Raw genomic sequence first — 26,639 nt, 5'->3', positions numbered from 1 at the left:
AGCGGGGTCGCCGCGACGCCTTCGGCTGTTACGGTGCGGACCGTGACGACTACGGACGACGCGGGCACGACGGGGCCGGTGCGCAGGCCATGGCCTCGGATGGTGCTGTTTCCCGTCGCGGTGTTGAGCCTGCTCACCGCGCTGCTGGGCATCATGTACCTCGACTATGTCGTCGATCCGGAGAAGAACCTGCACGACTTCCCGATCGCCCTGGTGAACCAGGATGTCGGCGACACCATCGGCAGCGGGAGCGCCGAGCAGAAGGTCAATTTCGGCGATCAGATCACCGAGGCGCTGGCCGCCGGAGTGCCGTCGGACAAGGTCGACCTGCGCGTGCTCAGCATCAACGAGTCCGAGCGGCAGATGCAGTCCGGACAGGTCTACGGCGCGATCGTCATCCCGAGCGATTTCAGCAAGCAGCTCGGCAATCTGGGTGTGGGCAGTGTCATACCCGGTGATATCCCGCGCCCGATCATCACGGTGCAGACCAACCCGCGCGCGGGCGCGTTCGGCACGCAGATCGTGCTGCGGGTCGGCAACGAGGCGCTGACCGAGGTGAACAAGCAGGTCGGCAAGCAGTTGCTCGACCAGGTGAACGCACAGCTGGCCCCGCGTCCCGGCGGTCCGCCCGCACCCGAACTGACCGGCGCGACCAGGGTGGCGCTGGCGTCGCCGATCGAGGTGGTGCAGCAGCAGTACCACCCGCTGCCGCACGGTAGCGGCCAGGGCCTGACCGCGTTCTTCTACGCCCTGTTGCTGCTGCTGGCCGGCGTGGTCGGCGCGATGGTCATCCACACCATGATCGATGCGCAGCTCGGTTTCGTGCCCACCGAGTACGGCCCGTGGTACGTGCACTACCCGCCCACGCCGATCTCGCGGTTCAAGACGCTGCTGATCAAGTGGGGCGTGTTCGTGCTGGCGGCGAACATCGTCGCCGGAGTGTTCCTCGTCGTGGGCGAATTGCTGGACATGCCGATCGGCAATCCGCTGGCCCTGTACCTCTACAGCGCGCTCGCCATGATCGCCGTCGGCGTGACCGGGCTGTCCATGCTGGCGGCGATCGGCTCGGCGGGCCTGCTGGTGAACCTCATCCTGTTCGTCATCCTCGGCCTGCCGTCCTCGGGCGGCACCGTGCCGATCGAGGCGACGCCGCGATATTTCGGCTGGCTCGCCTCCTTCGAACCCATGCACCAGGTGTTCCTCGGTGTGCGGTCGATCCTGTACTTCGACGCCGATTTCGAGGCCGGGCTCACGCGTGGTGTGTGGATGGCGGTCCTCGGGCTCGCGATCGGGCTGATCTTCGGCGCGTCGGTCACCCGCTTCTACGACCGCAAGGGGCTGGAGCGCCGCAACATCGTCCGGGCGTGAACTGTCCGCGCCGAAACGATCGGCTCGGTCTCAGTCGACTCGGACGATCGGCAGCCAGTGCGTGATCTCGGCCGCGCGGGTGCCGGACGCGCTCACCGCGCCGGAGTCGAGCGCGTCGTCGAACTCGAGCAGTCCGGTGGCCAGTAGCAGCCAGGTACGCGGGTCGGTCTCCACGACGTTCGGCGGTGTACCCCGGGTGTGCCGCGGGCCCTCGACGCACTGCACCGCGACGAACGGCGGCACCCGGACCTCGACCGAGTGCCCGGGCGCGGAGGCCGCCAGCGAGCGCGCCGTGGTACGCACAGCCGCCGCGAGTTCGGCGCGCGCGGGCGCGTCGACCGACTCGTCACGCAACCATTCGCTCACCACCGCCACCGCTGCCCGCGTCTGCGCGGGGTCGACCGTGCCTCGTCCTGCCACCTGCCCGACCCTACTTCGCGCTCCGTTCGCCGCGCGCACGTGATCGACCTGAGCCGTGCTTCGGCGAGGGCGGTCGACACGACGGTGTCGGCGCGGTGCCCGGCGTCGGCCGCCCCGTCAACGGGCTCGCGGTACATCCGAAGCCGGAGTTGCGAATTCATCCACAGTTGTCCCGAGGTCCGAACGTGCCACCCCGCATCGCCCGCGCGGAACCCAGGAAGTGGCGGGCCAGGCGCGGAGCGATCGCTCCGCCCGCGTTCATGGCGAGGTGCAGCACCGCGGGGGCGGCGGTGCCCGCGGTGCGGCGACGCAGCGAACCGAACACGAGTCCGCCCGCCGTAGTTACCGCCACAGTGGCGGGAACACTGTCGCCCACGGCCCGCGCGGGAGTGATGTGCCAGAGTCCGAAGGTCGTCGCGCCGACCAATGCACCGGCTCGCGGACCGAAAAGGCGGTCCAGCATGGGATCCAGCGTGCCGCGGAAGACGAGTTCCTCGCTGTAGACAGTCCCGAGAGGAATGTGCACAGCCACCCACTCCTGCGTCGACACAGCGGGCCCCCGTTCAGCGAGTTCGGCCAGTTGCCATCGCAGCGACGGAACGGCAAGGGCCGCTGCGTAACCGGCCACGACGACCGACGCGGCGAGCAGCCCGCAGCGCACGCCACTCTTCGACCAGCGGCCAGGTTCGGCGCGCAGCGCGACCGCGTAGGCGGTGGCGAAACCGGCATTGGCGGCGGTTCGTCCGCGGATGCCGAGACGGAGGCGGGGCAGGACCACGTTGCTCCAGAACAACGGAACGGCAACGGCCGCAATGGTTCGCACGGCCCGTTCCTGGCTCACTTGATCTTCCGCTCGAATTCCTCCGCGGCCTCGACTTCGACCCGGATCCGCTCGGAACGCTCGGCGGTCCAGTCCGGTGGCGCGGCGATGGCGGCCCAGCCGTCCAGGACCAGGCTGCCGTAGCGGTGTCCGTGCCCGTCGGTGACGCCCTGCGCGTTGGTCAGATCGGCGGCCACCTGCCAGAAGGTGACGAACGGCCACCAGCGCATCTGGGAGGAGACGTCCGAACCGCGCGGCTCCGACAGCCAATCCGGCCGCGAGAAGATCAGATCCGGCGACCACCAGACGATGGGATCGGACGCGTGCTGCAGATACGCGATGCGCGGCGGCCGCCATTCCGACGACGGGCGCGCCAGGTCACCGCTGTCGGAGGCGAACCGGACCACCAGCCCGTCGGCGTACAGCGGCTCCACCTCACGGGACCCCGGATCGCGGCGGGCGACGAACTGCTGCCACAGCCGGTTGGAATTGGGCGGGCCGACCCACAGCGCGCCGTCGACCTTGGCGCGCAGATCGGCCAGACCGTCGAACGCCGCCTCGGAACCCTGCGAACCGAGGCTCTCCCCGTATACCAGCAATTTGGGTCGTGCCTGCGGCGGGCGCGCGGTCCAATGCTGGTACACCGCGTCGAACAGATCCCTGCCCGCCGCGGCGGCCTTGCTCCGGTCGGCCAGGAAGGACAGCACGCTGGGCAGATACGAATACTGGGTGGCGACGATCGCGGTGTCGCCGTCGTACATGTACTCGAGCGCGGACGCGGCCAGCGAGTTCACCCATCCGGTCCCCGTGGTGGTGACCACCACGAGCGCCTTCCGGTCGAACGCACCGGTTCGCTCGAGCTCGGACACCGCCAGCTCGGCCGGTTCCTGGTTCCCATCGACCGACTCCAGACCGACGTAGGCCCGGACGGGCTCCTTGGCCGGGCGGCCGGTGAGCGAGGTGATGTGGCTCGCGGTGGGACCGTGCGAGACGAACCAGCGCCCCTCGAATCCGAGGGTCTCCCATTTGGCCAGCGAGGTCGGGCTGCCGGAGCGCTCCGGTTGCTGCGGCTGCACCGCGTTCACCGAGGTGTGGTCGTTGCGCACGCTGAACGCGGAGTTGGCCACCGCGAAGAACGCTTGCGTGGCGACACCGTTGAAGATCGTCACCGCCAGCACCACCAGCACCAGGAATCCGGCGGCCGGAGCGAGTTCGCGGGGCACCTTCACCCACCGGTTGAGCAGGCGGGCCAGGAACAGGATGAACTCGCGCACGGTCCGGTAGACCGCGACCGCCGCGGCGCCGACCGCCATGCTCAGCAGTCCGGTGCGCAGATAGGCGGGCGTGGTGGTGCCCGCCATGCCCATCAACGCCGTGATCTCCCGCTGCCAGCGCGCCGACTGCACCAGCATCAGCGCGGCGCTCAGCGCGGCGGTGAGCAGCACGGCGGACTTGACGGCGTAACGCGCCCACGTCGGCGGCGGCGCGATCTTCAGCCGCGGCCGCACCCACAGCCGGAACAGCCACTCCAGCAAACAGCCGGCGCCGTATCCGATGGCGGCATTGATCCCGCTGATCAGCCCCTGGAACAGCCAGTCGCGCGGCAGCAGCGACGGCGTCACCGACAGCGCGAAGAACACCGTCGCCACCACCAAGCCGACGTAATTGAGGTCGATGACGTCCTCGACGCGCCGGATCACCGCGACCGCGCGCGTGCGCAGTTTCCGCATGGTCCCGGCGGTCTCCAGCATTCGATCAGTATGGCGGTCGCCACCGACGGCCCGGCGCGTCGCCCACCGTGACGCGGGCGCGCACGACGCGGATCACACCCTGCGCGACCCCGTGATCGGACGCCTTCGCGCGGATGGCAACTACCCATTTCGCTCGAGTAGTTGTACACGGGTGCGCGGGTCGCGCCATCCGGAAACTTTGGTCCATGAGCACAACGACCGCGGCGCAGAAAGCCAGCGCCGCTTACGTCGCACAGGCCGCGATCGCCTTCGGCATCAGTTTCGTCGGCATCGGCATCGGGATCTACGCGCTGCCGCTGGACGTCTGGCAGCGCGGATTCCTCGGTATGTCCGTGTTCTTCCTGGTGACCAGCACCTTCACGCTGGCGAAAGTGGTGCGCGACCAGCACGAGGCGGCGACCGTTCACGGTCGCATCGATCAGGCGCGGATGGAGAAGCTGCTCGCCGAGCACGATCCGTTCAATTCCGTCGCCTGAGTACGCGCACCTGGGCGGGCCCGGTAACGAGGGGTTCAGGCCCGCCCAGGTGGGCGTCTCGTCAGACGGTTCCGGCGCCGAACAGCTTCGGCAGCGTGCCCTCGTGCGCGGTCCGCAACTCGTCCATGGTGATCGAGAACTGGCCCTGCACCTCGACCGAATCCGAGCCCTGATCGACCACGCCGATGCGCACCCACGGCAGTTCGCGCGCGGTGCACATGCGGGTGAACCTGGTCTCCTCCGAGCGGGGAACCGCGACCAGCACACGGCCCGCCGACTCGGAGAACAGCGTGACGAACGGATCCGCGTCCTCGGGAAGCAGGATGCGGCAACCGGTCTCACCGGCGAGCGCCGCTTCGACGACAGCTTGAGCGAGACCGCCCTCGGACAGGTCGTGCGCGGCGCTGATCATGCCGTCGCGCGAACCGGCGGTCAGCACCTCGGCGAGCAGCTGCTCGCGGGCGAAGTCGACCTTCGGCGGGACGCCGCCGAGATGGTCGTGGGCCACCTGCGACCAGATCGACCCGCCGAACTCGTCGCGGGTCTCGCCGAGCAGGATCAGCGTCTCGCCCGGCTCCAGGCCGATCCCGGTCGGGATGCGGCGGTGCACGTCGTCGATCACGCCGAGCACACCGACCACCGGGGTCGGCAGGATCGCCGTCTGGCCGGTCTGGTTGTAGAAGCTGACGTTGCCGCCGGTGACCGGGATGCCGAGCGCCACGCAACCGTCGGCCAGGCCGCGCACCGCCTGCTGGAACTGCCACATCACCCCGGGATCCTCGGGCGAACCGAAGTTCAGGCAGTTGGTGACCGCCTTCGGCGTGGCACCGGTGCTGGCCACGTTGCGGTAGGCCTCGGCCAGCGCGAGCTGCGCACCGGCATAGGGGTCCAGCTTGGTGTAGCGGCCGGACGCGTCGGTGGCCAGCGCGATGCCTCGGCCGGTCTGCTCATCGATCCGGATGACGCCCGCGTCGGCCTGATCGGCCAGCACGGTGTTGCCGCGCACGTAGCGGTCGTACTGCTCGGTGATCCACTTGCGGCTGCACAGCTGCGGGCTGGAGATCATCCGCAGCAGCGTCGCGCGCAGTTCGTCGGCGGTTTTCGGACGGGCGAGCCGGTCCGGGGTGTCGGCGATCAGCGCGTCCTGCTCGTCCGGGCGCGCGACCGGGCGCTCGTAGACCGGACCCTCGTGCGCGACGGTGCGCGGCGGCACGTCGACCACCGTCTCGCCGTGCCAGGTGACCACCAGCCGGTCGCCGTCGGTGACCTCGCCGATCACCGTGGCCAGCACGTCCCACTTGCGGCACACGGCCATGAACGCGTCCACGTTCTCGGGAGTGACGACCGCGCACATGCGCTCCTGCGATTCGCTGGAGAGCACCTCGGCGGGCGTCATGCCGGTCGCGCGCAGCGGCACCTTGTCCAGCTCGATGTGCATGCCGCCGTCGCCGGCCGCCGCGAGTTCGGATGTGGCACAGGACAATCCGGCGCCGCCGAGGTCCTGGATGCCCACCACCAGCTTCGCCGCGTACAGCTCGAGACAGCACTCGATGAGCACCTTCTCGGTGAACGGGTCGCCCACCTGCACCGACGGCAGCTTCTTGCGGCCGGAGCCGGATTCGTCGCCGGAGAAGGTGTCCGAGGCCAGCACCGAGACGCCGCCGATGCCGTCCAGGCCGGTGCGCGCGCCGAACAGCACGATCTTGTTGCCGGTGCCGGAGGCGAAGGCCAAGTGCAGGTCCTCGACTCGCATCACGCCGGCGCACAGCGCGTTCACCAGCGGGTTGCCCTGATAGGAGGCGTCGAACACGGTCTCGCCGCCGACGTTCGGCAGGCCGAGCGAGTTGCCGTAGCCGCCGACACCGCGCACCACGCCGTCCACCACGCGACGGGTGTCGGCCGCGTCCGCCGCGCCGAAGCGCAGCTGGTCCATCACCGCGATCGGGCGCGCGCCCATCGCCATGATGTCGCGCACGATGCCGCCGACGCCGGTGGCCGCGCCCTGGTACGGCTCCACGTAGGAGGGGTGATTGTGGCTCTCCACCTTGAAGGTGACCGCCCAGCCGTCACCCACGTCGACGACGCCCGCGTTCTCGCCGATGCCCGCGAGCATGGATTCGCGCATCTCGTCGGTGGTGGTCTGGCCGAAGTAGCGCAGGTGCACCTTGGAGGACTTGTAGGAGCAGTGTTCGCTCCACATCACCGAGTACATCGCCAGCTCGGCGTCGGTCGGCCTGCGACCGAGGATCTCCTTGATGCGGGCGTACTCGTCGTCTTTGAGGCCGAGTTCTTTGTAGGGTTGCGCCACGTCGGGGTTTGCTGCGGCTGCGCTGACGGTGTCGACCTGCGGAGTCACGGAGTACCAGGGTCCTTTCGGCCGGGCATGGGGGTCGGCAAGCCGGCGGAGCCGGCGGGGTGGGCGAGCTCAGCGAAGCGACGAGCGTTGTCACTGGGCGGCGGCGAGATGCCTACGTGTAAGTCTAGAGGCACTGGGTACCGACCATGCGCACCGGCTACTCTGGGCCCGTGAACGAAGGATCGGGGGTCGCGAATCCGGGTGAGAGATCGGTCACCTCGGATGCCGCGCCGACCGGCAGCGGCGGATCGGGGACCACATCCGGTCACGCGTCGCCGAACCCACTGACCCCGCAAGTACGCTGGCTGATTGCTGCGATCGCGTTGTTCGCGGTGTCGGCGATCGTCTCGCTGCTCGCGCACTGGTGGCACGGCTACATCGACCTCCAGGTGTATCGCAACGGCGCCCGGGTCTGGCTGGACAACGGCGACCTGTACGGCCCGATGCCGCCGGTCGAGGGAATCGGACTGCCGTTCACCTATCCACCCTTGGCCGCGTTGTTCTTCGCGCCGCTGGCCCTGATGCCGCTGGTCGCCGCCGAGGTGCTGGTGGTCGTCACCAACGTAGTCAGCCTTGGCATCTCGCTGTGGCTGGTGCTGACCCGCCTGCGGTCCGAGCTGTCGCGCCCGATCCTGCTCACGCTGGTCATCGGCGCGGTCGCGGTGGCGCAGTTCTTCGAACCCATCCGCCAGACCTTCGGCTTCGGCCAGATCAACCTGGTGCTGATGGCCGCGATCACACTGGATTGCCTGGCGCGCAAGCCTTTCTGGCCGCGCGGCATGCTGATCGGCATCGCGGTGTCGGTGAAGCTGATCCCCGCCGGTTATCTGCTGTACTTCGTACTGCGCAAGGACTGGAAAGCCGCGGGCACACTGGTGGTCTCCGCGATCGCGGCCGTGGGTCTCGGATTCCTGCTGTTCCCCGGCGATTCCGTGGACTATTGGTTCCACACCCTCGCCGACACCGGCCGGATCGGACCTCCTTACTTCGCGGGCAACCAGTCCATCAAAGGCATGGCCTTCCGCCTCGGCATCGGCGACACGGCGGCCACACTGGTGTGGATCACCTTGTCGGTGCTGGCGGTCGCGCTGGCCGCGGTGTGGATGCGCAGGCTGATCGAGGCGGGCGCCACCGTGGCGGCGCTGCTGGTGAACGCCGCGGCGGTGCTGCTGGTCTCGCCGGTGTCGTGGTCGCATCACTGGGTGTGGATCGCGCCCGCACTGGTCGTCGCCGCCGACCTCATGGTGCGCGGTGCGCGCAGCCCGCGGGCGATCGGCGTGGTCACGGTCGCCGCCGCGCTGTTCCTGGTCGGCCCGCACTGGCTGCTGCCGCACTCGCGCGACCGCGAGCTGGACTGGGCCTGGTGGCAGCAGATCATCGGAAGCAATTACGTGCTCGCCACTTTCGCCGTGTTCGTCGTCGCGGTGTTCACCTATCGCCCGGTGGTCTCGGGCGTGAGGAAGGCGGCCAGCGCGGCGGCGTAGGCCGGAACGTCGAACGCGCCCATTAGCTCGCGCGCCGAATGCATCGCCAGCTGCGGCGCACCGACGTCGACGGTCGACATGCCGGTACGCGCCGCGGTCATCGGCCCGATGGTGGAGCCACAGGGCAGGTCGGCGCGATGGACGTAACGCTGCAACGGGACCGCGGCCTGCGCGCAGGCCAGCGCGAACGTGCCCGCGCCGGTGGAGTCCGTGGCATAGCGCAGATTCTGGTTGACCTTCAGCACCGGCCCGCCGTTCACCTCGATCCGGTGCGCGGGCTCGTGCCGCTCCGGATAGTTCGGGTGCGTCGCGTGCGCCATGTCGCCGGACGCGCACACCGAACCGGCCAGTGCGGCGAGATATTCGGCGCGGCCGCCGCCGCGCGCGAGCACGATCCGCTCCAGCACCGCGGGCAGCAGATCGGACTGTGCGCCGCGGTCGGACTGACTGCCGACCTCCTCGTGGTCGAACATGGCCAGCACCGGGACGGCCGCGCCCGGCTCCTCGATCGCGGCCAGGAACGCCTGCAAGCCCGCGAAGCAGGTGCCCTGGTTGTCCAGTCGCGGCGCGCTGACCAAGTCCTGGTCCCGCCCGATCAGCCTGCTCGGCGTCAGGTCGTGGGTCATCAGCTCCCAGCCGAGCACGTCGCCCGGATCGACCTCGGCCCAGTCGGCCACGAAATCGATGAAGGCGGCCGGCTCGTACCCCGCGCCCCACACCGCGTTGACGTGCCGCTGCGGGTCCAGCGTCACACCCCTGCGGTCCTCGGACAGATGGATGGCCAGCTGCGGCACCCGCAGGATCGGCTCATCGATGCGAACCAGGCGCTCGCGCATCGTGTTTCCGTCCCGCACGCTCAGCCGACCGGAAACACCCAGCTCCCGGTCGAGCCACGAGTTCAGCCACGCACCGCCGTAGGGCTCCAGCCCGACCAGCTGCCAGCCCGCCGAGGTCAGGTCGGGATGCTGCTTGACGCGCAGGTTGGGACTGTCGGTGTGCGCTCCGACCACGCGGAACCCCGTCGCGGCCGCGGTGTCCCCCGCCGCCCAGGCGACCAGCGACCCACCGCGAATCACGTAATGCCTGCCCGGGCTCTCCGCAGACCAGGTCTGCGACTCGGCGAGCCGGGTGAACCCGCGCGCGTCCAATTCCGCGGCGACCGTGCGGCAGACGTGGAACGGCGACGGGGACGCATCGATGAACGCGCACAGCCCGGCGGCCGTGGCTGCGGTGGTGGAGACGGGCATGCCTGCGATCCTAGGCAAGCGGGGCGCGACCGGCGTGTCCCGGTCGCTGGGCACGCGTGGCGAATACCGTCCGAAACGGTGCGGACTATGCCGTTATAGCCGCACCGAGATCAGCTCGAGGCGCCCGCCGATTCGTCCCACAACATAAGGGCAAGAATGGTCCGGCGACCGATCACGAATCGGACGTACGCGGCATTCATCGGACGAATGTCCGGTACGCCGGAGTATTTACTCCGAGGCGATGGAAACCAGGTCGAGCAATCGCATGAGTTCGGTATATCGGCGTGCGCCGATTCGCCCGCGCAACTCCTGCTCGGCGCGCGCCTCCTCCGCGCGCACCTCGCCGACCAAGTCGGCGCCGAGCCTGCTCAGGCCGATCAGGATGCGGCGCCGATCGTCCTGCGCGGCGAGCCGGAAGATCAGGCCGCGCTCGGCCAGATAATCAGCATGCCTGGTGGCAGAGGACGGCGCGAGCTGCGATTTGGCCGCCAGCTCGGTCATCGTGATACCCGCGTCGCCGCACAGATTCGACAGCATCGACCACTGATCCGGCGAGAGCTGCCTGGCGCACAGCGCCGCGTCCAAATGCCGTACCCAACCGCGCTCCGCGGCACGCAGCGCGCCATGCAGCGTCGAATTTCCGCTTACAATGGACGTCATTATTTCCCGCCTGCCGTGAATTCCGTTCGAACGAGAAGAAGAGTACCGAATGTCGACGCCGATCGAGAGCCCCGACGGCACGATCGAGGTCCTGAACATAGTGCCACGGCAGGGACCTGGCGGTATCGTCGCGCCGTCCTGCGATGCGGCGATATCGCTCGCGGTCGACGAAATCAACCGAGGCGCGGGAATTCTAGGGCGGGAAATTCGTACTACGAATATCGACGGGGGACGGTCGCCGCACGAGGTGGCCGCCGAGGTCTCCGCCCTGCTGGCCACCGGCATGGTGCACGCCATCACCGGCTGGCACACCTCCGCGGTGCGGCGGGCCGTGGCGCGAGCCGGTGCGGGCCGGGTGCCGTACCTGTACGCCACCAGCCACGAGGGACTGACCGACGAGCTACCCGGCGTGCTGATGCTCGGCGAGCACCCGGCCGGACAGACCGTGGCCGCCGTGCACTGGCTCGAACGCGAGTACGGCGTGCGGCGCTGGGCCGTCATCGGCAACGACTACATCTGGCCGCGCCGGTCCGCCAAGGCGATTCGGGAAAGCCTGTCCGACCCGGCCGCGATCGTGCTGGAAAGGTATGTGCCACTGGGATACGCGGATTTCGCGGACTTCCTCGCCCATCCGGCGCTGGACTTGGCCGACGCCGTGGTGATCCTGATGGTCGGCGCCGACGTCGCCCGCTTCAACCGGCAGTACGCGGCCAGTGGCCGTGCCGCGACGCAGTTGCGGGTGAGTCCGGCCGCCGACGAAAACGTGCTGTTGGCAGCGGGAGCGGAGGCGAACCACGACTTCTTCGTGGCTTCCAGCTTCTTCCTCGACGACCGTATATCCGACGGACACGACCGGATGACCCGCTATCGCGCGCGGCACGGCGCGTTCGCTCCCGCGCTGACCAGCTTCAGCAACGCCACCTACGAAGCCGTCCACACGCTGGGCGCGCTCGCGCGGACGGTCGGATCACTGGAGGTGCCGGAGATCCTCGACGCCCTCGACCACGGCCTGCACCTCGAAACCCCTTACGGAATCAGAAGTTTCCGAGGCAATCAGGCGATTCAGCACGGCTACATCGCCCGCGCGAACGGCGTCGACTTCGAGATCGTCGACCGGATCAGCTGACCCGACGCCGCGGGACGATCACACCCCGACCAGCGTGTCCAGCACCGAGAGGAACAGGCCGAGCCCGTCGTCGCTGGGGCCGGTCAGCGGCTCGGTGGCATGTTCGGGATGCGGCATCAGGCCGACGACGCGACCGTTGGCCGAGGCGATACCCGCGATACCACGCTGCGAGCCGTTCGGGTTGTCGCTCGCGTAGCGGAAGACCACGCGGCCCTCGCCTTCGAGCTGGTCCAGCACGGCCTCCGACGCCTGGTAGCGCCCCTCCCCGGACTTGAGCGGGACGAGGATCTGCGCGCCCGTCTCGAAGCGGGAGGTCCACGCGGTCGACACCGACTCCACGGTGAGCCACTCGTCGCGACAGATGAAGTGCAGCCCCTCGTTGCGGGTCAGCGCACCGGGCAGCAGGCCGGCCTCGCACAGCACCTGGAAGCCGTTGCAGATGCCGAGCACCGGCAGCCCGGAGCCCGCCGCTCGCACGACCTCGCCCATCACCGGGGCGAAACGGGCGATGGCGCCCGCACGCAGGTAGTCGCCGTAGGAGAAGCCGCCGGGCACGATCACCGCGTCGACGCCCTTCAGGTCGGCGTCGGCATGCCACAGGTCGACCGCCTCGGCGCCGGCCAGACGCACCGCCCTGGCCGCGTCGATGTCGTCGAGCGTGCCGGGGAACGTGATGACCCCGATGCGCGCGGTCATGAGACGCGAACCACCTTCCACTCCTCGATCACCGTGTTGCACAACAGCGATTCGGCGATCTGCTCGAGCGCCGCGTCGTCGACGCTGTCGTCGACGTCGAGTTCGAATCGCTTGCCCTGCCGCACGTCCGAGATGCCCTCGAATCCCAGACGCGGGAGTGCGCCGACGATGGCCTGCCCCTGCGGATCCAGGATCTCGGCCTTCGGCATCACCTCGACCACGACTCGTGCCACGCGTTGCTCCTCATGTGGTTGGGGGGTTACCTCAGCAGCGTAGTTGTGCTGGTCGCGTGCGTCATCCGCGGGGTCGGCCGAGACCGTGGCACTGTCGTGGAGAACACACCCGGCGTGGTTAGCATGGCGGCATGCGCATAGCCCACTTCGGTCATTCCTGCCTCCTCGTCGAGCTGCACGGCAAGAAGATCCTGTTCGATCCGGGCACCTTCTCGCACGGCTTCGAGGGCCTCACCGGCCTGGACGCGATCGCGGTCACCCATCAGCATCCCGACCACATCGACCCGAACCGGATCGAGGCGCTGATCGACGCGAACCCCGGCGCACGGTTGCTGTCGGACCCGCAGACCGCCGAGCAGCGCGGCGAACGGTGGGAGGCGGTGCACGCGGGCAACGTGCTGACCCTCGGCGATCTCCGGATCACCGGCGGCGGGGGCAGGCACGCGGTCATCCATCCGGAGATCCCCGTGATCGACAACACCGTCTTCCAGCTGGGCACCGCCGACGACCCGGCCCAGCTCGTCCACCCCGGCGACTCGCTGTGGGTGCCCCCGGTCCCGGTCGGCGTGCTCGCCGCACCGGCCGCCGCGCCCTGGATGCGGATCAGCGAAGCCGTCGATTACCTCCGCGCGGTCGCTCCGCGTGTCGCGCTGCCCATCCACTACGGCATCATCCGGGAGGAGGCGCAGGGCATCTATTTCGGCAGGCTGTCGGAGATGGCCCCCGCGGGAACCGAATTCCGGGTGCTCGAGGCGGAGAAAGACACCGATCTGTAGCGCTACCCGGCGTAGGTGGCGAGGAATATCGCCTCGGCCAGCGCCATGTGTTCGATCTCCTTCGGATCCACGCTCTCGTTGGGCGCGTGGATCAAGGACTTCGGCTCCTCGACACCCATCAGCATGATCTCCGCGTCCGGATAGGTGGTGGCGAAGACGTTGCACAGCGGAATCGAGCCGCCCTGCCCCTGGGTGGTCGCCGGGCGGCCGTAGGACGCGGCCAGCGCCGCTTCCATCGCGGCGCGCGCGGGTCCGCCGGTCGAGGAACGGAACGGCGCTGCGGTGCCTTCCAGCTCGACGGTCAGCCTGGCGCGCCACGGCGTGTTGGCCTCGAGATGCGCGAGCAGCGCCTGGTACGCGTCTTCCGGGTCGGTGCCAGGCGGAATACGCAGGTTGAGGCGGGCCCGCGCGGTCGCGGGGATCGCGGCGGCCGATCCGACCACCGGCGGCGCGTCGATGCCGAGCACGGTCAGCGCCGGTCGCGCCCAGAGCATGTCGGCGACAGTGCCGTCACCGATGAGTTCGACGTCGCGCAGGACGCGCGCGTCGGCGTGGAACTGCTCGCTCGGGTACTGGACCCCCGGCCAGACCTGATCGTTCGACAACCCGTCGATGGTGGTGTTGCCCCGCTCGTCGCGCAGTGAGGCCAGCAAGCGGATCAGCGCGGCCAGCGCGTCCGGGGCGGGGCCGCCGAACATGCCGGAATGCAAAGGGCTGGCGAGCGTTTCGATGGTGACCACCACGTTCACGCCGCCGCGCAACGTCTGGGTCAGGGTCGGCACACCGGCGGCGAAGTTGCCGCAGTCGCCGACCACGATCGCGTCCGCGCGCAGCAGTTCCGGATTGGCCTCGACGAAGCGCTCCAGTCCTCCGGTGCTCTGCTCCTCGGAACCTTCGGCGACGACGGTCACCCCCAACGGCAGATCCGGGCCGAGCGCGCGCAACGCCGTCAGGTGCATGACGATGTTGCCCTTGCAGTCGGCGCTGCCGCGTCCGTACCAGCGCCCGTCGCGCTCGGTCAGTTCCCACGGCGGGGTGCGCCACGCCGCCTCGTCCATCGGGGGCTGAACGTCGTAGTGACAGTAGAGCAACACCGTGGGCGCGCCGTCGGGAGCGGGCCGGGACGCGACGACCGCCTTGGTGCCGTCCGGCGTTTCGTGTAAGCCGACCGTGGTCAGTCCGGCGGCGACGAACGCGTCGGCCACCCACTGCGCCGCCATGTCGCACTCCTCGATCGGATACTGCCGTGGATCGGCCACCGATTGAAACGAAACAAGCTGCGCCAAATCGGTTTTCGCCTGGTCCATCAATCCGGCCACGGCACCGCGCAATTCCGCCACCCGCACATCCTCCGCCATTCCCCCACCCTATCCCCCGTTCCTCGGGCGGAGTTCGCACCGCCTGCCGGGTGTTCGGACGGTCCGCGCGCGGAAGCGGGAAGTGCGCCCGATGGCGGAAAGGGTGTGCCAAGCTGAGCGTCGAGGGCGTTGGCTAACTGTCGGCATCCTCGGCGGGCACACCCGCACACCGTCGAATCGGGAGGCCGTTCTCATGTCCGAAGCAGCCGATGACCTGTTCGCCCTGCCGGGGCTCAGCCGGTCCGCGCCCCGGTCCGGATTCCCCGTGCACGAGATGTTCCCTCAGGTCGCCTACGAGATCGTGCACGACGAACTGATGCTCGACGGCGTCTCCAGGATGAACCTGGCCACGTTCTGCACCACCTGGGTGGACGACCAGGCGCGCAGGCTGATGTCCGAATGCCTGGACAAGAACATCGTCGACAAGGACGAGTATCCGCAGACCGCCGAGCTGGAGCGCCGAGCCGTCCGGATGGTCGCCGATCTGTGGCACGCGCCGGATCCGGCCGTCACGCACGGCACCTCGACCACCGGATCCAGCGAGGCGGCCATGCTCGGCGGCTTGGCGGCGAAATTCCGCTGGCGCAAGCGCGGCGGCACGGGGACACCCAACTTCGTCTGTGGACCGGTGCAGGTGTGCTGGGAGAAATTCGCGCGCTATTTCGATGTCGAGATCCGCCAGATCCCGCTACGTGGCGAGCGGCTCACCATGCACCCCGACGACCTCGCCCAGTACTGCGACGCGAACACCATGATGGTCGTGCCCACCTTCGGGCAGACCTACACCGGCCTGTTCGAGGATGTGGCCGGGATCAGCGCGGCGCTCGATGCCTTGCAGCGCGAGAAGGGCCTGGACATCCCCATTCACGTCGACGCGGCCAGCGGCGGCTTCCTGGCCCCGTTCGCCGCACCGGATCTGGTCTGGGATTTCCGGCTGCCCAGGGTCAAGTCGATCAACGCCTCCGGCCACAAGACCGGGTTGGCCCCACTCGGCGCGGGCTGGGCGATCTGGCGCGAAGCCGACGACCTGCCGGAGGAGTTGATCTTCGACGTCGACTACCTCGGCGGCAGCATGGCCACCTTCAACCTGAACTTCTCCCGGCCCGGCGGGCAGGCGATCACGCAGTACTACCAGTTCATCCGGCTGGGGCGCACCGGCTACGCGCGGGTGCAGTCCGCGATCTACCGCGCGGCGCAGCACTTGGCCGCGGGAGTGCGCGGGCTCGGGGTCTTCGAACTGATCCACGACGGCGACCCGCAACGCGGCATCACGGCGGTGTGCTGGCGCCTGACCGGCGATCCCGGCTTCAACCTCTACGACCTGTCCGACCGGCTGCGTTCCCGAGGCTGGCTGATCGCCGCCTATCCGCTGCCCGCCGACCGGAACGACGAGACGGTGATGCGGGCGGTGCTGCGCCACGGCTTCACCATCGACATGGCCGACCTGCTGCTCGCGGACCTCGACCGCTGCATGCGGCAGCTGCGGCAGCGGCCGTTCTCGACCTCGCTCACGCGCGCCGAGGCGGGCGGCTTCACACACGACGCGGCGCCCGCCGTAGCGAAGCCGTCGATCGCCGCGTCCTGACAGCGCCGCCGCCCGGCTACGCCATTCGCGGGCGGCGGCGCCGATCGGTCGCGCGAAGGCGGTCCCGACCGGCCGCGGGCGATGGAGCCGACCCACCGTCGCCCGCGGCGTCAGTCATGCGGCCCGAGCCGCCGCGAAGGGCTCCCACCGGTAGGTGGCGCCCACCGCACCGTGGAACAGCGCGAGGTCGACGGCGTCGAGCACGGCTTGGCGCGGGCCGGACCGCCCCAGCTGCGCGGCGGACACGGCCAGCCGCAGCACCCCGCCGCGACGGGCGGCGCGCGCGGCGCCCATGACCAGGGCGCGGCACCACCACGGTTCCGCGCGGAAACCCTCGCCGATGCCGTACACCCTGGCCTTCTGCGCCGTGTTGCGCTCCAGGTCGACGATCGACGTGAGGCCGAGCGCCAGCCGGAAACCGGCTCCTGGCAGCGCCTCGAGCGCCCCCGTCGAGGCATCCCAGCGGGGAGCGGCGAACAGCCGGGTGCGCAGGTCGGCCTGCTCCAGCACCCGGTCCGCGGCGGTCAGCCGCAGCCGCGCCTCGTGTCCGGGCAGCGTGGCGAACTCGGCGCGCCGCCGCTTGGTGGCCGCCTGGTCGTAGCCGTGCAGCACGATCGCGTCGCCGCGAGCCCGCCTGCCGCGCAGCCAGGCCTGCGTCGCGGGATCCTCCAGCAGCCGGTATTTGCCCTTCAGCCGCGGCGCGACCAGCAGCGAGAGCGGCACGCCGCGCCGATCCATCTCTTCGGCGAATTCGATCGCCGTGTCCCGGGTGGTGTCCCTGATCCCGGAAATCGACACGATCAACTCAGCGTTCATGACCCCACGGTGCCAGCCGCACGTGTCCGTGATGTGCAGAGTGTATGACCACGTGGCGAACACTCCGCCACGCCTGTGCCGAGTGGTCGCCCCGCGGTCGGCGCGCCGATGCCACCCGATGGCGGGCGTCGGCGCGCCGGTGCGCTACGCGCCTGCGAGACCGAGCGTGTCCAGAATCCAAGCGTGTTCGAAGGCCACTTCCCGCCATTTCTCGTAGCGCCCGCTGACCCCGCCGTGGCCCGCGCTCATCTCCGTCTTCAGCAACAGCGGCGCGTCACCGGTCGCGGTGGCGCGCAGCTTGGCGATCCACTTCGCGGGCTCGACGTAGAGCACGCGGGTGTCGTTCAGGCTGGTGATGGCCAAGATCGCCGGATAGTCCTTGGCTTCGACGTTCTCGTACGGCGAGTAGGACTTCATGTACGCGTAGACGTCCTCGTCGGCGAGCGGATTCCCCCATTCGTCCCACTCGATCACGGTGAGCGGGAGCGACGGATCGAGGATGGAGGTGAGCGGATCGACGAACGGGACGTTCGCCAGGATGCCCGTGAACAGTTCGGGAGCCAGGTTCGCCACCGCGCCGACCAGCAAGCCGCCCGCACTGCCGCCGTCGGCGATCAACCGGTCCGGGGCCGTGACCCCGGTGTCGACGAGATGCCGTGCGGCGGAGACGAAGTCGGTGAAGGTGTTCTTCTTGGTGAGCGTCTTGCCGTGCTCGTACCAGAGCCTGCCCATCTCGCCGCCGCCGCGCACGTGCGCGACCGCGAAGACCATGCCGCGATCCAGCAGCGACAATCGGGCAACCGAGAAGGACGGGTCGATGCTCGCCTCGTAGGAGCCGTAGCCGTACAGCAGCAGCGGCCTCGGCCCGTCGGCGGTCGTCTTCTTCCGCACGAGCGAGATCGGAATCCGGGTGCCGTCCTCGGCCACGGCCCAATCCCGGTGCTGCTCGTACTCGTTCGCGTCGTAGCCGCCGAGCACGGGCTGCTCCTTGCGCAGCAGCAGCTCACCGGTGACCGGGACGTAGTCGAACACCTGCATCGGCGTGATGAACGACGTCACACCGATGCGCAGGGTCGGCTGCGCCCACTCCGGGTTGGAGCCGACGCCGACCGCGAAGAGTTCCAGATCGAAGTCGAGTTCCCGGCGCTCGCCGTAACCGGAGTCGGTCAGCGGCCACACCGCGATCCGGGTGAGCGCCTCGCGCCGGTAGCTGAGCACCAGGTGGTCGCGGAACGCGTCGATATCCTCCAGCCGCACGTCCTCGCGATGGCCGATCAGCTGGGTGAGGTTCGACGGGTCGTCCACCGGCGCCTCGGCGAGCACGAAGTTCTCCGCCTTGACGCCGTCGACCACGTCGTTGTGCAGGATCAGGAAGCGGTGCTCGCCGCCGATCACCGCGTGCTCGGCGGAGTACTCGACGCCCTCGCGGCGCGGCAGCAGCACACGGAACTCGCCCTCGGGATCGTCGGACTCGAGGACCCAGCCCTCGCTGGTGATCTTGGAGCCGACCCAGATCATCAGGTATTTCTCCGACCGGCTCGCGCCGATGCTCACCCAATAGCGCTCGTCGGGTTCGTGGAACACTTTGACGTCGGGATCGGTGGCGCCGAGCCGGTGCCGCCACACCGTATCGGGCCGCCACGACTCGTCGACGGTCTGATAGAAGACGTGGCTACCGTCCAGCGACCAGGTCGCGCCCGGAGCGGTGCCCGCGATCTCGTCGCCGAGCAGTTCGCCGGTGCGCAGGTCCTTGAAGCGCAGCACGTACCGCTCGTCACCGACGTTGTCCACCGAGTAGGCGAGCAGCGTGCCGTCATGGCTGATCGAGAACGCGCCGAGCGAGAAGAAATCGTGTCCTTCGGCCAGTTCGTTGCTGTCGAGCAGCACCTCTTCGCCCGGGACCTCGGTCTCGGCGTTCAACTGCGGCGGAGTCCACGCGTCGATACCTTCGGCGCCCGCCGCGATCGGGCACCGGCAGTGCACGCCGTACTGCTTGCCCTCGAAGCTGCGCGAGTAGTACCAGTAGTCGCCCAGACGGGTGGGCACCGACAGATCGGTCTCCTGCGTGCGCGCTTTGATCTCGTCGAAGATCGTCTCGCGCAGCGTGCTCAGGTGCTCGGTCTGCGCCTCGGTGTAAGCGTTCTCCGCCTCCAGGTAGGCGATGACGTCGGGGTTGTCCTTGTCCCGCAGCCACTCGTACTCGTCGACGAACACGTCGCCGTGGTGCACCCGCTCGGTGGGCACCGTCTTGGCGACCGGCGGCGCCACCGCGCCGCTACCGGGTTCGGAGATCGTTCCGCTGTCGAGAGCCATGGCGTCCACCCTACTGTTCGGATGCCTCGCCGCCCGCCGCCTGGATGATGCCGTCGAGCACGTCACCGGTCCGGCGCAGATCGCGCATCGCCTGATCGATCCTGGCGCGCTCCTCGGTGAGCTTTTCCACCAGGAACGGCGTCGCCCTGGCGTTGGGCGTGCCGTCGACGTCGTGGATGCACGGCAGCAGTTCGCCGATCGTGTCGCTGTGCAGGCCGGCGGCGAACATCTGCTGGATGCGCCGGACGCGGTCGACCGCCGCCTCCGCGTACTCTCGCTGCCCGCCGGAGGTCCGCTCCGAGGCCAGCAGTCCCTTGGTCTCGTAGTACCGCAGCGACCGGACGCTCACGCCGGTCCGCTCGGCGAGTTCACCGATCCGCACCATCGCTCCTTGACCTAACATCAATGTCAGGTTTTACGGTACAGCCATGCTGCTGTTGACCGAATACCGCAACCACCCGCTCGACCTCCCCAACCGGATCGTCATGGCGCCGATGACCCGGCTGCGCTCGCTGCCCGACGGCTCGCCGACCGGCGACGTCGCCGCCTACTACGCCCAGCGCGCCACGGCGGGACTCATCGTCACCGAAGGCATCTGGCCGCATTCGACCGGCCAGAGCGAAGCGTGGGTGCCCGGCTTGCAGACGCCCGCGCACGTCGCGGCGTGGCGCCGGGTCACCGAGGCGGTGCACACGCGCGGCGGACGGATCTTCGCGCAGCTCATGCACGGCGGGCGCAAGGGTCATCCGCTCGCCCGGATCGATGGATCCTGGCCCGCCGGACCGTCGGCGGTGCTGGACGGCGACAGAGTGCACCTGATCGACGGCGGCAAGGCCGATCCGATCACTCCCGCCGCACTCGATCGCGCGGATATCGAGGCCACGATCGAGCACTACGCCGCCGCCGCGCGCAATGCCGTGGCAGCGGGCTTCGACGGCGTCGAGATCCACGGCGCGAACAGCTATCTGCTGCACCAATTCCTCGCCGACAACACCAACCTGCGCGACGACGAATACGGCGGTTCGATCGCCAACCGCATGCGGCTGCCCCTCGCGGTAGTGGACGCGGTGAGCGAGGCCATCGGCGCGCACCGCACCGCCATCCGGCTCTCGCCGGGCAATCCCCAGTTCAACATGTACGAGGCGGACCCGGCCCCGCTCTACCGCGCACTCGTCAGCGAGCTCGATCGGCGCGAGTTGGCCTACCTGCACCTGACCGACAACGACCGCTACCCGGCGCTGGCCGACCTGCGGCCGCGCTGGCACGGCACGCTCATCGCGAACATCGGCGAGAACCGCGAGCCGACCACGGCGGCGGGCGCGGAACAGGTGCTGCGCGCCGGTCACGCCGACCTGGTTTCCTTCGGCAGGCAGTTCATCTCGAATCCCGATCTCGTGCACCGCATTCGGCATGACCTGCCGCTGGCTCCCATCCGCGAGGAATACCTGTACGGCCGCACCGCCGAGGGCTACAGCGACTATCCGAACTGGACCGCGGCCGAACTGGTGCGCGACTGACTCGTCGCTACGGGAAACGCGGGCGCGGCCGATTCCTCGCGTCCCGCGAAAACCCGAGAGGCCGGGGCATCACCGCGCCGATCGATGACGCCTTGGCGATGATCGCCGACCATGAGCCGAGCGACGGCGAGCTCAGTCCAGCGCGCCGCGGATCGAGGAGGCCAGGTAGTCCAGATCCTCCCGCCGCGGACTGGTCGGGCGGCCGCGCAAGCCGAACCCGTCGCCCGGAGTACGCGGGATCACGTGCAAGTGGACGTGGAATACCTCTTGCCCGGCGGTAACTCCATCCGCCAGAAAGAAATTCACCCCGTCGCACCCCACCTCACTGGCCCGCAACGCCGCCGCAAGCCGCTGCCCCACCTGGAACAACTTCCCCCCGACGACCGGATCGAGCTCCGCCAGACTGCGCGCCGCCACCTTCGGCACCACCAGCAGATGCCCCGGCGTCATGGGCCGAATGTCCATGAACGCCAGAACATCGTCATCCTCGTAGACCTTGCTCGACGGCGCTCGCCCGGCAACGATATCGGCGAAAATCGTGTAGGGATTCACGACTCGCAGCCTATGCGGTCGTCTGTGTCTTCGTGCTACGCAATCCCTTCCGGTTCCCGCCCGCGCGACGAAGGATTTCGCCGCGAAAGGCGCAGTCCGCTAGAGGATCGGTGACGGCGAGTATCGGGCCGCGTCCGGGTACCGGTCGACGAGTTTCTGCACCTGGCCGATCACGTCGGCGACCTGGGCTTCGGCGGCGCCGACGAAGACGGACTTGTCGGACAGCGCCGCGTCGAGGGCGGGGCGGTCGAGCGGGAGGCGCGGGTCGGCGGCGAGGCGGTCCAGGAGGTCGGGTTCGCGACCCTGCTCGCGCATGGCCAAGGCGACCGCGACGGCGTGCTCCTTGATCACCTCGTGCGCGGTCTCGCGGCCGACACCGGTCCGGACGGCTGCCATGAGGATGCGGGTGGTGGCGAGGAACGGCAGGTACCGGTCCAGTTCGCGGGCGATCACCGCCGGGTAGGCGCCGAACTCGGCCAGCACGGTGAGGAAGGTCTCCATCATCCCGTCGATGGCGAAGAACGCGTCCGGCAGCGCGACGCGGCGGACCACCGAGCAGAACACGTCGCCCTCGTTCCACTGCGCACCGGCCAGCTCGGCCGCCATCGAGGCGTAACCGCGCAGCACCACTTGCAGACCGTTGACCCGTTCGCAGGAGCGGGTGTTCATCTTGTGCGGCATCGCCGAGCTGCCCACCTGCCCGGGCTGGAAACCCTCGGTGACCAGCTCGTGCCCGGCCATGAGCCGGATGGTGTGCGCGAACGAGGACGGGCCCGCGCCCACTTGCACCAGCGTGGACAGCACATCGTGATCCAGCGAGCGCGGGTAGACCTGGCCGACGCTGGTGAGCACGGTCGCGAAACCCAGGTGCCGGGCGACCTGCTGCTCCAGCCGGGCGAGCTTGGCCGGGTCGCCGCCGAGCAGGTCGAGCATGTCCTGCGCGGTGCCCATCGGGCCCTTGATCCCGCGCAGCGGGTAGCGGTCGATCAGCTCGCGCAGCCTGGTGAGCGCGATCAGCAATTCGTCGGCCGCGGAGGCGAACCGCTTGCCGAGGGTGGTGGCCTGCGCCGCGACGTTGTGCGAGCGGCCCGCCATCACCAACGCCTGGTATTCCGCGGCGCGCTCGGCCAGTCGCGCGGCGATCGCGACGCCGTGCGCGTGCACGTGCTCGAGCGAGAGCCGGATCTGCAGCTGCTCCACGTTCTCGGTGAGGTCGCGGCTGGTCATGCCCTTGTGCACGTGCTCGTGCCCGGCCAGCGCGTTGAACTCCTCGATGCGCGCCTTCACGTCGTGCCGGGTGACCCGCTCGCGTTCGGCGATGGAGGACAGATCCACCTCGTCGAGCGCCCGCTCGTAGTCGGCGATCACCCCGTCGGGCACGTCGACGCCCAGCTCGGCCTGTGCCCGCAGCACCTCCAGCCACAACCGCCGCTCGAGTACGACTTTGTGCTCCGGCGACCACAGATGCACCAGCCCGGGACTGGCGTAGCGGGTGGCGAGGACATTGGGGACGATGCTCACGTCCGGTCAGTCTAGTGCTCGGTAACGATCCACTTGCTGGGGCGTGGCACGCACGGGGCTGTCCGCGGCCGCGTAGGCCGCCGCCTCCGGAGGCGCCGACCGCGCCGGGGGCGCGACGATGTCGATCACTTCCAGCAGCGCGCCGCGAGCCATCCGCCGGGGCTCCGGGTCCATCTCGGTGAGCGCGGCGACCACGGCTCCGTCCACCACCGCGACGAGTCGGCGCAACTGTTCCGGCCGCACCATCCGGTCGGATCGGCGCAGCACGTCGGCCAGCAGCTCGTCCAGCTGGGCCCGCAGCCGTAGCTGGACTTCGCGTAGCTCCGGGTGCCGCGCCGACGCGACCGATCGCTCGTAGCGGGCGATGAGCTGCCCGCGCGCGCCCTCGTCGGCCCCGTCGCTGCCCACCAGCAGGTCGAGCACCAGGTCGACGGTGGCCTCCGCGCCGCGGCGGCGGTGGCTAACCTCGCCGACGCGCCTGCGCATCGCGTCCAACTCGGCGTTGCCGCTGAACTCGACCGCTCGCGCGATGAGGTCGTCCAGCGATTCGAAGTAGTAGGTGGTCGACGCCAGAGGCAGATCAGCGCGCGTCGCAACCGAACGATGCCGCACCGCCTCGAATCCGCCTTCGAGCAACAGCTCGGCAGCGGCGGCTATCAAAGCCTGGCGACGCCGTTCGCCTTTCGGGGTCGTCGCGGTGATCACCGTGCCATCGTGCCAGTCGTCATCAGTTCTTCCAGGGGAAATCAGCGAGGAAAAGCAACCATCGTTGTTTTACCGCATCCGCGCGGCCGGGGTGCCGAACTGCGAAAAGTTCTTGCCGGGCAAAGCTTTCAAACGCGTAGATAGTGCCCTAGACGCAGCAGCGCCGCCTCGATGTCGGCGGTGGCTCCGGCAAACGAGAAACGTACCGTTCGGTGTCCGTTGACGGTGTCGAAATCCACTCCCGGTGCGAGCGCGACGCCGGTGTGGTTCAGCACGTCGGCGCACCAGGCGCGGGAGTCGTCGGTGAGGTGGCCGATGTCGGCGTAGGCATAGAAGGCGCCGTCGGCCGGGGCCAGGTCGGTGATGCCCAGTTTCGGCAGTCCGTCCAGCAGCAACCTGCGGTTCACCGCGTACCGGCGGACGTGCCCGTCGAGTTCCGCCTTGGCCTCCGCGCCGAACGCGTGCAGCGCCGCGTACTGCGAGATCGCGGGCGGGCACACCGTCAGGTTCGAGGCCAGGCGCTGCAACGCGGGGCGCAACCCGCTCGGCACCAGCATCCAGCCCAGCCGCCAACCCGTCATGGAGAAGTACTTGGAGACCGAGCCGATCACCACCGCTTCCCGCGATGTTTCCCACGCCGACGAGGTCGCGCTGTCGGCCCCCGTGTCATAGGTGATGCCGTGGTAGATCTCGTCGGAGATCAGCAGCGTGCCGTGCTCCTCGCACCAGCGGGCCAGCGCCGCGAGCTCCGCCGGGGCGATCATGGTGCCGGTGGGGTTGGCGGGGCTGGCCACCACCAGACCGGCGGGCGGCTCCGGAAGCGCTTCGAGCATGGCGACGGTGGGCTGGAACCTGGTCTGCGCGCCGCAGTCCAGCTCCAGCACGCGGCAGCCGAGCGCGGCGAGCGTGTTGCGGTAGGCCGGATAGCCCGGACGCGCGACCACGACGGTGTCGCCGGGGTCGAACGCGGCGAGGAAGATCAGCGAGAAGGCGCCGGACGAGCCGGTCGTCACGACGACGTCGTCCGGATCGACCTGATAACCGTAGGTCTCCCGATGATGTTCGGCGATCGCTTCCCGAATCGCCAGGATGCCGAAAGTCTCGGTATAGCCCAGCAATTCGGATTGAATGGCCAGTTGTGTCGCGCGCAGCACCGGCGCGGGCGCAGGCGTCGACGGCTGCCCCGCCGCGAGCACTAGCACATCACCGTGCGTCCGGGCGCGTTCCGCGGCGGCTTTCCACACATCCATCACGTAGAAAGGTGGAATGGTCGACCGGCGAGATTCTCTGGACACTCGACAGACGGTAGAGCACGCTTCACCGCGCAGTCGCGGTTATGGTCTACCCGATGCTCGATAAGTCTCGACGAGACGGACTCGACCGAGTGCGCGGAGTAGCCGGCATAGGCGTCATTCCGCGCGACTGGCGTGCGCGCCTACCGCGACGTTCCCGACCTCGACTTTTCGGGAGACTCGATCCGCGCGTGCTGTGGGCGCGCCGCCGCCACCTGCGCGCCTGGTGGCGGCGCAGGCCGGATCCCCGTGACCTGTGGCGCCGCAAACCCAGCGGCGAGGCGTTGCTCGGACTGGCGCGCAAGCACAAGGTGCTGCTCGGCGGGCTCGCGGCGACCGCGGTGTTCGCCGCGAGCGACATGTCGTTCGCCGGGACGGTCACCGATCGCACGCCCGCGCCGGACGCCGCCCAGCTCGTCGCCGTCGCGTATCCACCGCAGATGCAGAACACTCCGCCCTCGGTGACCAGGTTGCTGAACGCCATCGCCAACGGTGAGCGGCTGCGCGAACAGGCGGTGGTCGCGGCCGCCGCACGAGCGACCCTCGAACGCGCGAAGGCCGAGGCCGCCGCCGCCGTCGCCGGAGAGCAGCAGCCGTGGATGACCGGAACCGCACCGGTGCAGCCCGGGGCGATGCTGCCGGGCGGCCGGGGCTTCGTTCTACCCGCCCACGGCGTCTTCACCTCCGGCTTCGGCTCGCGCTGGGGCACGTTCCACAACGGCATCGACATCGCGGGCCCGATCGGCACCCCGATCTACGCGGTCGCCGACGGCACCGTCATCGACGCGGGACCGGCGCAGGGCTTCGGCCTGTGGGTGCGAATCCGCCACGATGACGGCAGCATCACCGTCTACGGGCACATGTACGACTTCTTCGTCTCGGTCGGCGAGCGGGTGCCCGCGGGGATGCAGATCGCCCGCATGGGCAACCGAGGCGACTCGACGGGGCCGCACCTGCACTTCGAGGTGATCGTCGGCGGACAGCACGTGGACCCGCAGCAGTGGCTGGCGGTGCGCGGACTCACGTTCGGCTGAACCGCGACGCACCCGGTGGCTCGAGCGGCATCGGGGCACGCGCAACCGTCGGCACAGGAGCGGTTCCACGCACCTGCGGCGAGGACCGGCACTGCGCTGCTGTGGCCGACGGTCGGCCACGTAGCGGCATAGGAGGTCGACGCCGCGGACCAGGCCCGACCAGTAGCAGGCTCAGCAGTTCGAGCCCCATACTGCCGTCTGCTGGGCGGCTATCAGGGCCTGCGCCGACCGAGCCGGTTCGACCCGATCCACTGCCTCTGCTGCGCGGCCACCAGCGCCTGCACCGACCGAGCCGGTTCGACCCCGACCCGTCGGCTCTGCTGTACGGCCACCAGCGCCTGCACCGACCGGCCCGGTTCGACCCCGACCCGTCGGCTCTGCTGTACGGCCACCAGCGCCTGCGCCGACCGGACCAGTTCGACCCCGATCCACTGCCTCTGCTGCGCGGCGACCAGCGCCTGCGCCGACCGAGCCGGTTCGACCCCGATCCGTCGGCTCTGCTGCGTGGCCACCAAGGCCTGCGCCGACCGAGC

General features: G+C 69.4%; 25 protein-coding genes. 8 read left to right on the top strand and 17 right to left on the bottom strand.

Annotated features, from left to right (window positions below):
• Window positions 1–99 precede the first annotated feature (99 nt).
• On the top strand, window positions 100–1,368 hold the full coding sequence (locus tag ABZ824_RS14730) for an ABC transporter permease (RefSeq protein WP_356963890.1): 1,269 nt from the start codon (window positions 100–102) through the stop codon (window positions 1,366–1,368).
• A gap of 30 nt (window positions 1,369–1,398) precedes the next feature.
• On the opposite strand, the gene ABZ824_RS14725 is transcribed toward ABZ824_RS14730, so the two are convergent.
• From ABZ824_RS14725 to ABZ824_RS14715, 3 genes are all read right to left on the bottom strand, one after another.
• On the bottom strand, window positions 1,399–1,788 hold the full coding sequence (locus tag ABZ824_RS14725; protein ID WP_355076959.1) for a sterol carrier family protein: 390 nt from the start codon (window positions 1,786–1,788) through the stop codon (window positions 1,399–1,401).
• 157 nt (window positions 1,789–1,945) lie between these two features.
• Window positions 1,946–2,611, bottom strand: a complete 666-nt coding sequence (locus ABZ824_RS14720; RefSeq protein WP_356963663.1) for a lysostaphin resistance A-like protein — start codon at window positions 2,609–2,611, stop codon at window positions 1,946–1,948.
• Window positions 2,612–2,625: 14 nt separating this feature from the next.
• Window positions 2,626–4,359: an alpha/beta hydrolase gene (locus ABZ824_RS14715; RefSeq protein ID WP_356963662.1), complete on the bottom strand. Its 1,734-nt coding sequence runs from the start codon at window positions 4,357–4,359 to the stop codon at window positions 2,626–2,628.
• Between the two features lie 185 nt (window positions 4,360–4,544).
• Between ABZ824_RS14715 and ABZ824_RS14710 the strand changes: the two genes are divergently transcribed.
• A complete protein-coding gene (locus ABZ824_RS14710; protein ID WP_356963661.1) occupies window positions 4,545–4,835 on the top strand; it encodes a YiaA/YiaB family inner membrane protein in 291 nt (96 codons plus the stop codon).
• A 61-nt stretch (window positions 4,836–4,896) separates the two neighbouring features.
• On the opposite strand, the gene purL is transcribed toward ABZ824_RS14710, so the two are convergent.
• On the bottom strand, window positions 4,897–7,191 hold the full coding sequence (gene purL, locus ABZ824_RS14705) for a phosphoribosylformylglycinamidine synthase subunit PurL (RefSeq protein WP_356963660.1): 2,295 nt from the start codon (window positions 7,189–7,191) through the stop codon (window positions 4,897–4,899).
• 170 nt (window positions 7,192–7,361) lie between these two features.
• Between purL and ABZ824_RS14700 the strand changes: the two genes are divergently transcribed.
• A complete protein-coding gene (locus ABZ824_RS14700) occupies window positions 7,362–8,675 on the top strand; it encodes a glycosyltransferase 87 family protein (protein ID WP_356963659.1) in 1,314 nt (437 codons plus the stop codon).
• Here ABZ824_RS14700 and ABZ824_RS14695 read toward each other — a convergent pair.
• Window positions 8,624–9,922, bottom strand: coding sequence for a M18 family aminopeptidase (locus ABZ824_RS14695; protein ID WP_356963658.1), 1,299 nt, complete (start codon window positions 9,920–9,922; stop codon window positions 8,624–8,626). The two genes, ABZ824_RS14700 and ABZ824_RS14695, sit on opposite strands and share 52 nt — an antisense overlap.
• Before the next feature lie 228 nt (window positions 9,923–10,150).
• Complete coding sequence (locus ABZ824_RS14690) at window positions 10,151–10,582, bottom strand: MarR family transcriptional regulator (protein ID WP_355076947.1); 432 nt, start codon at window positions 10,580–10,582, stop codon at window positions 10,151–10,153.
• Window positions 10,583–10,631: 49 nt separating this feature from the next.
• Here ABZ824_RS14690 and ABZ824_RS14685 point away from each other — a divergent pair, with 49 nt between their 5' ends.
• A complete protein-coding gene (locus tag ABZ824_RS14685) occupies window positions 10,632–11,708 on the top strand; it encodes a substrate-binding domain-containing protein (RefSeq protein WP_356963657.1) in 1,077 nt (358 codons plus the stop codon).
• Between the two features lie 18 nt (window positions 11,709–11,726).
• On the opposite strand, the gene purQ is transcribed toward ABZ824_RS14685, so the two are convergent.
• Together purQ and purS are read right to left on the bottom strand one after the other, a co-directional pair.
• Window positions 11,727–12,404, bottom strand: coding sequence for a phosphoribosylformylglycinamidine synthase subunit PurQ (gene purQ / locus ABZ824_RS14680; RefSeq protein WP_355076943.1), 678 nt, complete (start codon window positions 12,402–12,404; stop codon window positions 11,727–11,729).
• Window positions 12,401–12,637 (bottom strand): phosphoribosylformylglycinamidine synthase subunit PurS, encoded by a 237-nt coding sequence (gene purS, locus ABZ824_RS14675; RefSeq protein WP_195078153.1) that lies wholly within the window; start codon window positions 12,635–12,637, stop codon window positions 12,401–12,403. The genes purQ and purS overlap by 4 nt, the downstream gene beginning before the upstream one ends.
• Window positions 12,638–12,768: 131 nt before the next feature.
• On the opposite strand from purS, the gene ABZ824_RS14670 reads away from it, so the two are divergent.
• Window positions 12,769–13,413 carry an MBL fold metallo-hydrolase gene (locus ABZ824_RS14670; RefSeq protein WP_356963656.1) on the top strand — a complete coding sequence of 215 codons (645 nt, stop codon included), beginning with the start codon at window positions 12,769–12,771 and terminating at the stop codon, window positions 13,411–13,413.
• Between the two features lie 2 nt (window positions 13,414–13,415).
• Here ABZ824_RS14670 and ABZ824_RS14665 read toward each other — a convergent pair whose 3' ends face one another.
• Complete coding sequence (locus ABZ824_RS14665; protein ID WP_356963655.1) at window positions 13,416–14,771, bottom strand: dipeptidase; 1,356 nt, start codon at window positions 14,769–14,771, stop codon at window positions 13,416–13,418.
• A gap of 193 nt (window positions 14,772–14,964) precedes the next feature.
• Between ABZ824_RS14665 and ABZ824_RS14660 the strand changes: the two genes are divergently transcribed.
• Window positions 14,965–16,356 carry a glutamate decarboxylase gene (locus tag ABZ824_RS14660; RefSeq protein WP_356963654.1) on the top strand — a complete coding sequence of 464 codons (1,392 nt, stop codon included), beginning with the start codon at window positions 14,965–14,967 and terminating at the stop codon, window positions 16,354–16,356.
• Window positions 16,357–16,470: 114 nt separating this feature from the next.
• Here ABZ824_RS14660 and ABZ824_RS14655 read toward each other — a convergent pair whose 3' ends face one another.
• From ABZ824_RS14655 to ABZ824_RS14645, 3 genes are all read right to left on the bottom strand, one after another.
• On the bottom strand, window positions 16,471–17,172 hold the full coding sequence (locus ABZ824_RS14655; RefSeq protein WP_356963653.1) for a DUF2334 domain-containing protein: 702 nt from the start codon (window positions 17,170–17,172) through the stop codon (window positions 16,471–16,473).
• Window positions 17,173–17,316: 144 nt separating this feature from the next.
• Window positions 17,317–19,485 carry a S9 family peptidase gene (locus tag ABZ824_RS14650; protein WP_356963652.1) on the bottom strand — a complete coding sequence of 723 codons (2,169 nt, stop codon included), beginning with the start codon at window positions 19,483–19,485 and terminating at the stop codon, window positions 17,317–17,319.
• Between the two features lie 10 nt (window positions 19,486–19,495).
• On the bottom strand, window positions 19,496–19,867 hold the full coding sequence (locus ABZ824_RS14645; RefSeq protein ID WP_355077056.1) for a MerR family transcriptional regulator: 372 nt from the start codon (window positions 19,865–19,867) through the stop codon (window positions 19,496–19,498).
• A 46-nt stretch (window positions 19,868–19,913) separates the two neighbouring features.
• Between ABZ824_RS14645 and ABZ824_RS14640 the strand changes: the two genes are divergently transcribed.
• Complete coding sequence (locus tag ABZ824_RS14640; protein WP_356963651.1) at window positions 19,914–21,002, top strand: alkene reductase; 1,089 nt, start codon at window positions 19,914–19,916, stop codon at window positions 21,000–21,002.
• A 132-nt stretch (window positions 21,003–21,134) separates the two neighbouring features.
• Here the strand turns inward: ABZ824_RS14640 and ABZ824_RS14635 are convergent, their stop codons facing one another.
• The 4 genes from ABZ824_RS14635 to ABZ824_RS14620 all read right to left on the bottom strand — a co-directional run bounded on the left by ABZ824_RS14635 (window position 21,135) and on the right by ABZ824_RS14620 (window position 25,075).
• Window positions 21,135–21,554 (bottom strand): HIT domain-containing protein, encoded by a 420-nt coding sequence (locus ABZ824_RS14635; RefSeq protein WP_355076930.1) that lies wholly within the window; start codon window positions 21,552–21,554, stop codon window positions 21,135–21,137.
• A 99-nt stretch (window positions 21,555–21,653) separates the two neighbouring features.
• Window positions 21,654–23,075 carry an adenylosuccinate lyase gene (purB, locus tag ABZ824_RS14630; protein WP_356963650.1) on the bottom strand — a complete coding sequence of 474 codons (1,422 nt, stop codon included), beginning with the start codon at window positions 23,073–23,075 and terminating at the stop codon, window positions 21,654–21,656.
• A 6-nt stretch (window positions 23,076–23,081) separates the two neighbouring features.
• The gene (locus ABZ824_RS14625) at window positions 23,082–23,780 is read right to left on the bottom strand and encodes a TetR family transcriptional regulator (RefSeq protein ID WP_355076926.1); all 699 of its coding nucleotides are present in this window, start codon (window positions 23,778–23,780) and stop codon (window positions 23,082–23,084) included.
• Between the two features lie 128 nt (window positions 23,781–23,908).
• Window positions 23,909–25,075: a pyridoxal phosphate-dependent aminotransferase gene (locus ABZ824_RS14620; protein WP_355076924.1), complete on the bottom strand. Its 1,167-nt coding sequence runs from the start codon at window positions 25,073–25,075 to the stop codon at window positions 23,909–23,911.
• Window positions 25,076–25,128: 53 nt separating this feature from the next.
• Between ABZ824_RS14620 and ABZ824_RS14615 the strand changes: the two genes are divergently transcribed.
• Window positions 25,129–26,106, top strand: a complete 978-nt coding sequence (locus ABZ824_RS14615; RefSeq protein WP_356963649.1) for a M23 family metallopeptidase — start codon at window positions 25,129–25,131, stop codon at window positions 26,104–26,106.
• A 212-nt stretch (window positions 26,107–26,318) separates the two neighbouring features.
• Here ABZ824_RS14615 and ABZ824_RS14610 read toward each other — a convergent pair whose 3' ends face one another.
• Window positions 26,319–26,618, bottom strand: a complete 300-nt coding sequence (locus tag ABZ824_RS14610) for a hypothetical protein (protein WP_356963648.1) — start codon at window positions 26,616–26,618, stop codon at window positions 26,319–26,321.
• Window positions 26,619–26,639 lie beyond the last annotated feature (21 nt).

This window comes from Nocardia sp. NPDC047038 (assembly GCF_040644075.1).
Taxonomy (GTDB): Bacteria; Actinomycetota; Actinomycetes; order Mycobacteriales; family Mycobacteriaceae; genus Nocardia; species Nocardia sichangensis.
Note: the sequence above shows the minus strand (reverse complement) of the source record. Positions and strands in the feature narration are given on the sequence as shown.